Below are 12,298 nucleotides of genomic sequence, written 5' to 3' on the forward strand. Positions count from 1 at the left end.
ACATTTTCTTACAATAAGAAAATGGGTCGCGGCACTTAAGCGAAACGGCGCAATCCCCACCATGCGGCCGCAGCGATCAGGCCGCCAGCATAACCGTCAACTGCATAGTGCCAGCCAAGTTGCACCGAACCGATCATGATCAACCCGGCAAAAATGGCCATTGTCCATCCCAACCAGCGAGTATGGGTGAAGGCGTAAAGTGCCATCAAGACTGACGTTGCCACATGCATGCTGGGCATCGCTGAAATACCGGCCAGTTGTCCGTTTTGCTGATAACCGGCCCAGAGATCTTCCTGCACGCCCAGCGCCCAAACCGGCGAGACCTCGGCGACGTTGTTCAGGTGGGTCATCAGCGGAGCGAAGTCAGTGCCAAATCCGAGCCGCTCAAAGTAGACGGGGCCAGCAGACGAGAAGACGATGGCCATTAGGTTTCCGCCGATTGCAAATGTCAGCACCAGAGCGACCAGGAAATTGCGAGACTGGCGGTGATGCGTGGCGGCGAAGCAAGCGACGAAGACCGCGAAATAGATCAGGAAAAACCACAAATGATAGGCCGCATTCAGTCCGGTGACCGCAATGGGCGACCCGGTCATTGGTTGCAAAAGCACGTAAGAATCCCGGCCAAAGTGCAAGAACCTGTCCAGTTCAGCAAAGGCTTGATCCCATCCGAATGGCTGAAAAACGGCGACCAGTTCTTTTTGGTATCCAAAGCTGCCGACGAAGAAGCAAATCAACAGAAGGCGAAAAGCCCCACCCATGACCAGATCACGATTTTTCGCCATGGCGACGAGGATACCTATCAGGTCTTGAATTGGTTTTTGCGACTTGTCGCGAACGGCCAGAAGCACAACCCGGCGCACCAGAAGCACCAGTAAGAACCAAGGCACAAGGATGCCCAGCACCATTGCCAAGAGGCCCGCCATGCCGGGGTCAAACCGGTATCCGCTGTAGATAGCCAGCGCGACTGACAACACGTCATGCGCAGCCACAGCAGCCGTCAACGGGGTCACAATCTGTTGTTTGATCCCCTTGAACTCAAGGCGGGGATCGCTGGTAGCGCCATATTCCATTGGACTTTCCACAATTTGTTGATTGTTTCGATATCGTGCAAAGTTGGCAAAACTTTGACTGTGTGGGTTGGAATTTGACGCTGATAGGGTCAGGATTTCGGCATGCGACAGTGCTTTCCGCGGTTGGTTTCGGTCCTTCGCCATTTTCACTCAATGGCGATAGCTTTGGGCGGCCTGTGTGTCGGGCTTTTGGCTGTGCCAGGGTCGGTAGTTGCGGAAGAAGTCGATGTTGAGTTGGCACTGATGGTGGATGTGTCCCGCTCGATGGCGCCTTACGAATTGAGCTTGCAGCGTCGGGGATATGCCGAGGCGCTGGTCAGCGATCAAGTTGTTAACGCTATTTTGAGTTCATTCACTGGGAAAATTGCTCTGACCTACGTGGAATGGGCCGGCGACGGCTCGCAGCGTCTTATTGTGCCCTGGACCGTTATCGACGGTCGCGAAAGTGCCGAGGCGGTTGCCGCGATATTGAGGGAGGATAGCGGCTTCGGCATGAGGCGAACGTCGATTTCCGGTGCTATCAAATACGGTATCGAGGGCATTGAAGGCAATGCTTTCAAAGGCTTACGGCGTGTCATCGATATCTCGGGCGATGGACCGAACAATGATGGCTCGCCAGTTGAACGCTCTCGCGACCGCGCCATTGAGGCCGGGATTGTTATCAACGGATTGCCGCTGATGACCTGGGAACCAGAGGAAGTTTGGGGTATTCCCGATCTTAACCTCTACTATGAGGCCTGTGTGATTGGCGGACCTGGTGCTTTTGTCATTCCGGTCCATCGTTGGGAGGATTTTCCTTTGGCTGTTCGCCGCAAAATCGTATTGGAGCTGGCCGGTCCGCCAGACGTCGTTTTAGTCGCCGAGCATACGCGGCCAAAAGTGGACTGCATGATCGGTGAAAAGAAACGACGCGAACGCCAGCGCTGGTTCGAGCTTCCATGAACAGCCTGGACTGGGTTTACCTGTCGATTGCTGTTGGGTTGATTCTGGTGGGCGGCTGGATGTTGGCTGTCAGCCTGATGCACCATCGTCGATCAGTCACTGTTGAAATCGATGTCATCGACTTGATTGAGGGACGTTCTGGCTATGAAGCCGACTCGCCGACGTTTGCGCCGGTTTTTCGCGTGGTCGGGGGACCGCATCAGGGCAAGGAATGGCAGTCGCGCATCGTCGCATCGTCTGCGGCTCATGAAGTTGGGGACCGGTTGTCCGGCAGCTTTGACCCAAAAACTGGCGCGATCCACAGCGGCAGAACCTCTGGCTGGCAATGGTTTCTGGGTGTCGTCTATGCATTGGCCGGTTTCGGCCTGCTGGTTTGGGTTAGCTAATGGCGATGTGCATCAGGCCTTGACGCCCCTTGCCCCTTGGCGGAAACCCTTGGCCATGAGCGCCGCGACTTTAAAGATCGATCTGAATGCACTGGCCGCCAATTGGCGTGCTTTAGGTGCTCTGAGCAGTGATCATGTCGAAACCGGTGCCGTCGTTAAGGCCAATGGCTATGGCCTGGATGCAGGACACGTAGCGCGCAAGCTGGCCGCAGAGGGTGCACAGTCATTTTTTGTGGCATTGGTCAGCGAAGGCGCGGCGGTCCGGCGCGCTGTTGGAGCAGACGCAGATATTTATGTATTTTCCGGTCATATGGCGGGAGACACCGATGTACTCCGGTCCGCGAATCTGATCCCGCTTTTGAATTCGCCTGAACAGGTCGCGCGCCATTTTGCAGATGCTCCTGGCACCAGCTTTGGCATTCAGCTGGATACCGGAATGAACAGACTGGGCATGGAAGCCGCCGACTGGGATGATTTGAAAGACGAACTGATGGCCATTGGTCCGCGGTTGGTGATGAGCCATCTGGCCTGTGCCGATGAACCCGAACACCCTATGAACGCCCAGCAATTGCGAGCATTTCGGGGCATGACCGATGGTATCGCACATCGCCGGTCTTTGGCGGCGACCGGTGGGATACTTTTGGGAGAGGATTATCATTTCGACTTGGTGCGCCCGGGCGTTGGCCTGTATGGTGGGCTTCCGTTCAGCGACGCGAAGACGGTCGTTCAAGTTTCGCTGCCGGTCATTCAAACCCGGCAAGTGACACCTTTTGAGACGGTTGGATACGGCAATGCCTGGACCGCTGATATCGAGCGCACGATTGCGACCGTGGCAGCGGGGTATGCTGATGGTCTTATCCGCGCTATGGGAGCGCAGGCGCAGGTTTTTGCCGGTGGCGTGGCCTGCCCTGTGGTGGGTCGGGTGTCGATGGATTTAATAACTGTCGATGTAACCCATCTGGACGCGGTGCCGGAAGCATTGGATATATTGGGACCAGACCAGTCTGTAGATGATTTGGCTGAGGCGGCCGGAACGATCGGATATGAGATTTTGACGTCGCTGGGCCATCGGTATCAGCGACATTTTGAGGGCGACACGTGAAGTTTCTGGCGAGTATAGGGGCGGCCGTTCTGGGTATGTTGGCGGCCATTGGGCGGGTGGCGCAGTTTGCCTTTGAAACGGTGACACATCTGGCGCGCCCACCATGGTATCCCCGTGAATTTGCCAGTTCAGTCTTGCAGATCGGATATTTCTCGCTGCCCGTGGTTGGTTTGACGACAATATTTACCGGGGGCGCGTTGGCCCTGCAAATCTATGCGGGCGGCGCGCGGTTCTCGGCGGAAGCGGTAGTGCCGCAGATCGTGGCCATTGGCATGGTGCGCGAGTTGGGGCCGGTGCTGGTTGGTTTGATGATCGCGGCGCGGGTGACGTCTTCGATTGCCGCCGAGATTGCGACGATGAAGGTGACCGAGCAGATTGATGCGTTGGTGACACTGTCGACCAATCCGATGAAATATCTGACCCTGCCCCGAGTATTGGCGGCCACATTGGTAATGCCGGTGCTGGTGGCGGTGGGTGATATCATCGGGATCATGGGCGGCTATCTGGTGGGTGTGAACCGCCTTGGATTCAACGCGGCGACGTACCTTACCAACACGCTGGATTTCCTTGAGCCATTGGACATTATCTCGTCCCTGTCTAAAGGCGCAGTATTCGGGTTCATCGCCGCCCTGATGGGGTGCTATTTCGGGATGCGGTCGGGGCGCGGGGCGCAAGGCGTGGGTGCTGCAACCAAGGGCGCGGTTGTAGCGGCGAGCGTGCTGATACTGGCGGCGAACTTCATTCTGACAGAGTTGTTTTTCGCGGCATGATAAATCTTTCCGGTGTTCATAAGGCTTTTGGTTCGAAAGAGGTTCTGCGCGGGGTGGATCTGGAGATCCCGCGTGGTGAGAGCATGGTGATCATTGGCGGGTCCGGCACGGGGAAATCGGTGTTGTTGAAAAGCGTGTTGGGGCTGATCACGGCGGATCGGGGTGAAATAACAGTTGAAGGTCAGGACGTAACGCGCCTGCGGCAGGGATCATCCGAACGCGATGCGTTTCTGGCGCGGTTCGGGATGCTGTTTCAAGGCGGAGCTTTGTTCGACAGTCTGCCTGCATGGCAGAATGTTGCATTTCGGTTGCTGCGCGGGTCTTTGAAACGTCCGAAGGACGAGGCGCGCGAGATTGCGATAGAGAAATTGCGCCGTGTGGGGCTGACTCCGGATGTGGCCGATCTGTTTCCAGCGGAATTGTCTGGCGGGATGCAAAAGCGCGTTGGGTTGGCGCGGGCGATTGCAGCGGAACCTGAGATTATCTTCTTTGACGAACCGACTACGGGGTTGGACCCGATAATGTCCGGTGTCATCAACGATCTAATCCGCGAGATTGTGGTTGAGATGGGTGCAACGGGAATGACTATCACCCACGATATGACATCGGTGCGCGCCATTGCCGATAAAGTTGCCATGCTCCACGGGGGAAAAATCCGCTGGACAGGACCGGTCACCGATATGGACGAAAGCGGCGATCCTTATGTCACTCAGTTCATCACAGGCAGCGCCGAAGGACCCATTGAAGCTGTGCGCTGAGCGGGCCACTTCGCAGGTTCCATTTGTGCATTTTCAAGTTTTTCCAGGTCCATCCTTGGCGCAATTCCGTAAATGATGTTGCAGGCATAACCCGTGGAAATGGATGTGTATTGTGGCCCGGGGCGCGGACCATGACGCAGTTCCCCAAAAAGCACTTTTGCAACAGCGCAACAGTTAGGTTCCATTTTGGAAACAATGTGGGACTCGCAACCCTTTTTTAACCATGATGCGGTCTTGTGCTACTTGGGGTGGCTGTCTGGAGGCGCGCATGAATGCCGTCACGCTGCTTATTCAAATCGTCCTGAAGACGATTCTATTGTCTGTGCCGTTTGCAACGGCATGGCTTTCGTTTCGACGTTTGGCGTTGTCGCGTTCGGCCAATGGCTGGCTTTATGCGGCGTCCGGGTTGTTTGCAGCATTTACAACGGCTGGATTGGCCCCTTGGGCGTTCGGGTTTGCGCCATTCAATTGGCTGTTCATTGTATTTGCCTTGATCTGCCCGGTTCTTTGGTTGGGCATCGTTGTCGTCTGCGGTTTGGATCGCACATTTGAATATGATGCGCGTGTGGCGGAAGACGACGAAGTAATCGACGAACCAGTTCTGTCATTCCGTTCAGCGCATGCACCAAAGCCGCCTCTGATTCTGGAGAAGCCTGAATGGCCGGACGCGCCAAAACTGCTTTTCCGGCATGGTGGTCACAAGGCGAACGCAGCAAATGACCAAAACACGCCCAGCGCGATAGATTATCGCGGTGTATTGGCCGTGGCTCGCGACATGCGAGGGCGCGAAAACAGCGAAAATCGCCGTTTGCGCCCATTGCTGCCGCCACCTGACGCGATGAGCGATCTGAAGGATCTGCCTTTCCTGCGACCCAGCCGTTCATAGTTTGACGCCGCCTGTTGCCTGAGGCAGAACGGCGGGAACATGGCAAAAAACCCAAGCTTCACATGCGCAAACTGCGGCGCGGTCCATACCAAATGGTCCGGGCAGTGCGACGATTGCAAAGCATGGAACACTATATCGGAAGACACGCCTTTGTCGGCTGGTCCGAAGTCGAAAGGCTTGGGCGCGGCGCGCGGGCGCGCAATTGAGTTGAGCGATCTGGCCAGCGAAGAGGCCCCGCCCCCACGCACTATGTCGGGCATGGCCGAATTGGACCGGGTGTTGGGCGGTGGATTGGTTCCGGCCTCGGCGGTTCTGGTGGGCGGTGATCCCGGCATCGGGAAATCGACTGTTCTGTTGCAGGCCGCCGCAGCCTTCACCAGCCAGGGATTGAAGGCGATCTATGTGTCGGGGGAAGAGGCCTCGGCCCAGGTGCGGATGCGGGCGCAAAGGTTGGGATTGGGCAATGCGGCGGTGAAACTGGCCGCCGACACCAACCTGCGCAACATCATGACAACGCTTGAGGCGGAAGCACCGGATCTGGCAATCATCGATTCCATTCAGACCATGTGGTTGGACACGGTGGATTCTGCTCCCGGGTCGGTTTCTCAGGTGCGCGCAGCAGCGCACGAATTGACGACATTCGCCAAACGCAAAGGGATCAGCGTGATTCTTGTTGGCCATGTCACCAAGGAGGGGCAGATCGCAGGCCCCAGAGTGGTCGAGCATATGGTCGACACGGTTCTCTATTTCGAGGGCGAGCGCGGGCATCAGTTCCGCATTTTGCGCGCTGTGAAGAACCGGTTTGGACCTGCTGACGAGATCGGCGTGTTTGAGATGACGGGGGCCGGGTTGGCAGAAGTTACGAACCCCTCGGCATTGTTTCTGGGCGAACGGGATACGCCCAGCGCCGGATCAGTGGTTTTTGCCGGGATCGAGGGCACCCGGCCGGTGCTATGCGAGTTTCAGGCATTGGTGTCCCCTGCCCCCGCAGGACAGGCCCGACGGTCCGTTGTGGGCTGGGATGGCGCGCGGCTGGCAATGATCCTGGCGGTTTTGGAATCGCGCTGTGGCATCCCATTTGCGGGTTTGGACGTCTATTTGAACGTGGCAGGTGGCCTTCGGATCGCTGAACCGGCGGCAGATCTGGCTGTGGCAGCGGCGCTATTTTCCGCACGTGAAGATGTGGCCCTGCCTGCGAACACTGTCGTTTTTGGCGAAATCAGCCTATCAGGAAGCCTGCGTCCGGTCGGACAATCAGAGTCGCGCCTGAAAGAAGCGCAAAAACTGGGTTTCACCCATGCTTTGATCCCTGACCGCAGTAAAATTGGCGCGATGAGTGGTGTGAGTATGCGGAAACTACCGGATCTGACGGCGCTTGTGGGTGATGTATTTGGTGCGGGCTGATCGCCCCGGAAAAGAACGACGAGGCAGACATGGAAGCATTTACCATTCTTGACGGAATCGTTGCCGTCATAATCATTCTCTCTTCAGTTCTGGCGTATTCGCGCGGATTTGTTCGCGAGACGCTGGCAATAGGTGGTTGGATACTGGCCGCGATTGTGGCTTTTGTTTTTGCACCGACTGTCGAGCCGCTGATGAAAGAGGTTCCTGTCCTGCGCGATTTCATTGCAGGATCCTGTGATTTGGCCATGATTGGTGCATTCGCCGTGGTCTTTGCGGTGGCGTTGATCATCGTCTCAGTCTTTACGCCGCTATTTGCTGGCGCTGTTCAGCGTTCGGCCCTTGGCGGTATTGATCAGGGGTTCGGTTTTCTCTTCGGTGCGGCGCGCGGCATTTTGCTGGTCGTCATTGGAATGATGATCTACGAGCAGGTGATCGTGAATGATCCCATCGCTGTTATCGACGAAAGCCGCACCGCTGCGGTTTACAATCAAGTCTCGGACACGATCATGGATCAAATTCCAGAAGATCCGCAGACTTGGGTCATGGCGCGCTATGAAGATCTGATGGGTCAGTGTTCGGAAGCAGCCGAAACCTAAGAGCGTCAAATTACTGAAATTGCTAACGCGGCTTCGAATCGAGGCCGCGTTTTGCTTTTTCAGCACGACCTCAACGCCTGAAATTTTACCGCATTTATGGAAACAGTTCGTTTCCATATCGGCCGAGATTGAAATGAGGCAGCAATTGCGACGCCGGAAAACGCCAAAATACCCCCTAATTGTCGACGCTGCGGATACAGCCGAGCCTTGGGCCGACATTTGTCGCCACACAACTTTGATATGGGGCAGAGTTGGTACCCTGACCTGAACTCGTGTCTTTTCGCGCCAAATTGTTTGGGCAGCCCAAATCACAAAGACGCCCCGAAACCGAGCATTTGCGCCCAACTGACGCCTTTGGACCCCTGCATAACAGTTCTTGTTAGCGAGACGGCAGTGGTTCGCAGGTCTTGCGTAAAGAGTTCCCCAAGTCCCCGCCCTGATCGAAAGATCATAAGGCATAACCAGTTCGGGCAATTGGTGTGATGTGTGTGTAAAGATTTCCCGCCCAGGTACGAGTGTCATCATCCGGTGCAAGATTGCTCGAAGAAGGCCCGCGTCCTGTCCGCCGCGGGCCTTCAATTTTTTTTCACATTATTCGGCGACAGACAGCGTGACACTTTGATGACGACCCTTTAAGAAGGCGGCATCTGCTGCTTCATGGACTTCATCCAGCCCTCATGGCCGAATCATCCCTGACGACGAACCCGTTTGACGACGACAAATTGCGCGAAGAATGCGGGATTTTTGGCGTCATAGGTGTCAATTCCGCTGCCAACTTTGTGGCCCTTGGACTGCACGCGCTTCAACATCGCGGCCAGGAAGCAGGTGGCATTGTCACCTACGAGCCTGAGAACGGATTTCAGTCTGCGCATCGGTTCGGATTGGTGCGCGATAACTTTACAAGTCAGGGCATCATGAACACGCTGCCCGGTCCGATTGGTATCGGTCACGTTCGCTATTCGACCGCTGGGTCGAAAGGGCCAACACAAATTCGCGACGTGCAGCCGTTTTTAGGCGAGTTTTCCATGGGTGGGGCTGCAATCGCCCACAATGGCAACATCACCAACGCTGATGCATTGCGCCGCGAATTGATTGAGCGCGGCTCGATCTTTCAGTCAAGCTCTGACAGCGAATGCATAATCCATTTGATGGCCCGATCGCTTCAGCAAAACATCCCAGAGCGGATGAAAGATGCATTGCGTCGTGTCGAAGGGGCTTTTTCCATTGTCGCTATGACCCGCACCAAGCTGATCGGCGTGCGCGACCCGATTGGAGTTCGCCCACTTGTTCTTGGCAAGATTGGCGATGGTTGGGCATTGGCATCTGAAACCTGCGCGCTGGATATCATCGGCGCAGAGTTTGTGCGCGAGATTGATCCCGGCGAAATGGTTGTGATCGCAAATGGCGAAGTTTCAAGCCACCGCCCGTTTGAAACCCGGAAATCCCGGTTCTGCATCTTTGAGCATGTCTATTTCTCGCGTCCGGACTCGTCCCTTGGCGGTCGGTCGGTTTACGAAACGCGCTCGTCCATCGGGCGCGAATTGGCGAAAGAGGCTCCGGTCGATGCCGATCTGGTCTGTCCAGTGCCCGACAGCGGCACGCCCGCGGCCATCGGCTATTCGCTGGAAAGCGGCATTCCCTACGCAATGGGGATCATCCGCAACCAGTATGTGGGTCGCACATTCATCGAGCCGACCGAGCAAATTCGGAACATGGGTGTTCGTTTGAAGCTGAACGTGAATCGCGCGCTGATCCGCGGCAAACGGGTCATACTGGTCGACGATAGCGTTGTGCGCGGCACAACCAGCCGAAAAATCAAAGAGATGATCCTGGATGCGGGCGCGGCTGAGGTGCATTTCCGCATTGCATCGCCACCGACAGCCTGGCCGTGTTTTTACGGCGTCGATACCCCGAAACGAGAAAAGCTGCTGGCAGCAACAATGACTGCCGAAGAAATGCGCAGCCATCTGGGTGTCGACAGTCTGAAGTTCATTTCGCTGGACGGCCTTTATCGTGCCGTAGGCGAGGCCAAGGGTCGCGATCCTAACAGCCCACAGTATTGCGATGCCTGTTTCTCGGGCCAATATCCGGTTGAGCCACGCGACATGATCGAAAAAGGCATGGTGCTGAAGGCGGCAGAGTAAACAACGCCGCAATCCTCTTGACGCCACTGCCCTGCACGGCCAAACCGCGCCCATGACAAAGATAGCCTTGATAACCGGTGCTTCGCGCGGTCTTGGTGCCGCAATGGCCGAAGCGCTTGCCGCTGATCACCACATCGTTGCCGTCGCCAAAACGGTCGGCGCGCTGGAAGAACTGGACGACCGTATTCAGGCCGCCGGTGGTGCTGCGACCCTTGCTCCGATGGATGTGACCAAAGCGGATGCGATGGCTCAGCTATGCCGGGGCATCCATGACCGCTGGGGCAAGGTCGATGTCTGGGTTCATGCTGCAATTCATGCCGCGCCACTAGCGCCTGCCAATCATGTGGACGGCAAGGATTTGGCGAAATCACTGGCCACCAATGTAACAGCCACGTCCAGCCTGATCACCATGGTCTCACCTCTGCTGGAGGCCGCCGAAAACGGAACAGCCGTTTTGTTTGATGATCCTCATGTTGGCGAGAAGTTTTTTGGCGCGTACGGCGCCACAAAAGCAGCCCAAATGGCGTTGGCCCGCAGTTGGCAGGCGGAAACAGCAAATACCGGCCCAAATGTGCGCATTATCACCCCGCCGCCTATGCCCACTGCAACGCGGGCACGCTTCTTTCCGGGCGAGGACCGCGACGCCCTTACCACCGCGAACGTCGCCGCATTGCAGGTTCTGAAACAGATCTGACCCTGTGCGGTGCGAAAAACGCTGTTCAGCCCCTTGCGGATGACGCACTAACCTTGCCCGCCCCGCAACACTGACCTAATCAGGTTTGGACAAGGCAATTTCAAAAGGTCAACCGTAGTGCGCATCCTGATTACCAACGACGACGGCATCAACGCCCCGGGATTGCGCATCATGGAGGCAATTGCCGCCGAAATCGCGGGCGACGATGGCGAGGTTTGGGTTGTTGCTCCGGCCTTTGAGCAATCCGGCGTCGGCCATGCAATCAGCTATACTCACCCGACAATGTTGATCCAGTTGGAAGAGCGTCGTTTTGCGGCCGAAGGTTCACCAGCTGATTGCGTGCTGGCCGGGTTGCATCAGGTCATGAAAGATGCGCGCCCTGACTTGGTCTTGTCTGGTGTGAATCGGGGCAATAACTCAGCGGAGAACGTGCTGTATTCGGGAACCATTGGTGCCGCCATGGAGGCAGCCCTTCAAGGGTTACCCGCCATCGCGCTCAGCCAGTTTTACGGGCCCGACAACAACACCCTGGACAATCCGTTCGAGGCAGCGGCCATGCACGGTGTCGACACTGTGCGGCGTCTCTTGCGCCACGGCGATTGGCACGACCGCGATTACCGCACTTTTTACAATGTTAATTTCCCACCACTGCCAGGCGAAGAAGTGAAGGGCATTAAGGTTGCTGCGCAGGGGTATCGCCGCGATACCAAATTTGGCGCCGAACCCCATATTGCGCCCTCGGGCCGAATGTTTCTTTGGGTTAAGGGTGGACCTCAGCATCATCCAACAGAACCCGGCACTGACGCAGCTGTGAACCTTGACGGTTATATTTCGGTCACACCACTTAGGGCCGATCTGACGGCGCACGACGAACTTGCAGCATTGAGAGATCGGCTGGAATGACCGAAGATCTTGCCGAACGCCAGATGCAATTCGTCTTTGCCCTGCGTCAACGGGGCGTGCGCGATGTGCGTGTATTGAATGCAATGGAAAAGGTGGACCGTGGCGCCTTTGTCAAAGGCCTGTTCTCGGACCGGGCTTATGAAGACATGCCACTGCCAATTGCCTGCGGCCAGACGATTAGCCAGCCGTCGGTTGTCGGCCTGATGACCAAAGCGCTGAATGTTCAACCCCGCCATAAGGTGTTGGAGGTGGGAACCGGCTCAGGCTACCAGGCTGCTGTTCTCAGCCATCTGGCACGGCGCGTCTACACAGTTGATCGCCACAAGCGGCTGGTCGCACAGGCGCAGGCCGCCTTCGATACTCTGGATCTGAGTAATATCACTGCATTGGCCGCAGATGGTTCGCGCGGGTTCCCTGAACAGGCCCCCTTTGACCGCATTCTGGTGACAGCAGCGGCAGAGGACCCACCCGGTCCCTTGTTGGCAGAGCTGAAAACAGGCGGTATCATGGTGGTGCCGGTGGGACAGTCAGACGCGGTGCAGACCCTGATCAAGGTCACCCGCACCGAAACTGGCTATGATTATGAAGAACTTCGACCTGTCAGGTTTGTGCCTTTGGTCGAAGGGATGGGTCAGGAATGATC

The 12,298-nt window shown here is 56.5% G+C and carries 13 protein-coding genes; 12 read left to right on the plus strand and 1 reads right to left on the minus strand.

What is annotated here, in order from left to right; all coding sequences use genetic code 11:
* Positions 1–35: 35 nt before the first annotated feature.
* On the minus strand, positions 36–1,220 hold the full coding sequence (locus GKR98_05875) for an inositol phosphorylceramide synthase (GenBank protein QMU57765.1): 1,185 nt from the start codon (positions 1,218–1,220) through the stop codon (positions 36–38).
* Positions 1,221–1,223: 3 nt separating this feature from the next.
* Here GKR98_05875 and GKR98_05880 point away from each other — a divergent pair, with 3 nt between their 5' ends.
* From GKR98_05880 to GKR98_05935, 12 genes are all read left to right on the plus strand, one after another.
* Positions 1,224–2,012, plus strand: a complete 789-nt coding sequence (locus GKR98_05880) for a DUF1194 domain-containing protein (protein QMU57766.1) — start codon at positions 1,224–1,226, stop codon at positions 2,010–2,012.
* Positions 2,009–2,398, plus strand: coding sequence for a hypothetical protein (locus GKR98_05885; GenBank protein ID QMU57767.1), 390 nt, complete (start codon positions 2,009–2,011; stop codon positions 2,396–2,398). The genes GKR98_05880 and GKR98_05885 overlap by 4 nt, the downstream gene beginning before the upstream one ends.
* A 55-nt stretch (positions 2,399–2,453) precedes the next feature.
* Positions 2,454–3,500, plus strand: a complete 1,047-nt coding sequence (alr, locus tag GKR98_05890; protein QMU57768.1) for an alanine racemase — start codon at positions 2,454–2,456, stop codon at positions 3,498–3,500.
* 35 nt (positions 3,501–3,535) lie between these two features.
* A complete protein-coding gene (locus GKR98_05895; protein ID QMU59986.1) occupies positions 3,536–4,270 on the plus strand; it encodes an ABC transporter permease in 735 nt (244 codons plus the stop codon).
* The gene (locus GKR98_05900; GenBank protein ID QMU57769.1) at positions 4,267–5,028 is read left to right on the plus strand and encodes an ATP-binding cassette domain-containing protein; all 762 of its coding nucleotides are present in this window, start codon (positions 4,267–4,269) and stop codon (positions 5,026–5,028) included. The genes GKR98_05895 and GKR98_05900 overlap by 4 nt, the downstream gene beginning before the upstream one ends.
* A 268-nt stretch (positions 5,029–5,296) precedes the next feature.
* Entirely contained in the window at positions 5,297–5,914 is a 618-nt protein-coding gene (locus GKR98_05905) for a hypothetical protein (GenBank protein QMU57770.1), read from the plus strand.
* A gap of 39 nt (positions 5,915–5,953) precedes the next feature.
* Positions 5,954–7,318, plus strand: coding sequence for a DNA repair protein RadA (gene radA, locus GKR98_05910; GenBank protein QMU57771.1), 1,365 nt, complete (start codon positions 5,954–5,956; stop codon positions 7,316–7,318).
* A 29-nt stretch (positions 7,319–7,347) separates the two neighbouring features.
* Positions 7,348–7,914, plus strand: a complete 567-nt coding sequence (locus tag GKR98_05915) for a CvpA family protein (GenBank protein QMU57772.1) — start codon at positions 7,348–7,350, stop codon at positions 7,912–7,914.
* A 677-nt stretch (positions 7,915–8,591) separates the two neighbouring features.
* A complete protein-coding gene (locus GKR98_05920; GenBank protein ID QMU57773.1) occupies positions 8,592–10,058 on the plus strand; it encodes an amidophosphoribosyltransferase in 1,467 nt (488 codons plus the stop codon).
* 52 nt (positions 10,059–10,110) lie between these two features.
* Positions 10,111–10,752 (plus strand): SDR family NAD(P)-dependent oxidoreductase, encoded by a 642-nt coding sequence (locus GKR98_05925; GenBank protein ID QMU57774.1) that lies wholly within the window; start codon positions 10,111–10,113, stop codon positions 10,750–10,752.
* A gap of 117 nt (positions 10,753–10,869) precedes the next feature.
* Positions 10,870–11,655, plus strand: a complete 786-nt coding sequence (gene surE, locus GKR98_05930; GenBank protein ID QMU57775.1) for a 5'/3'-nucleotidase SurE — start codon at positions 10,870–10,872, stop codon at positions 11,653–11,655.
* Positions 11,652–12,296, plus strand: a complete 645-nt coding sequence (locus GKR98_05935) for a protein-L-isoaspartate(D-aspartate) O-methyltransferase (GenBank protein QMU57776.1) — start codon at positions 11,652–11,654, stop codon at positions 12,294–12,296. The genes surE and GKR98_05935 overlap by 4 nt, the downstream gene beginning before the upstream one ends.
* Positions 12,297–12,298: the final 2 nt, after the last annotated feature.

Origin of the sequence: Boseongicola sp. (genome assembly GCA_014075275.1) — a bacterium.
Taxonomy (GTDB): domain Bacteria; phylum Pseudomonadota; class Alphaproteobacteria; order Rhodobacterales; family Rhodobacteraceae.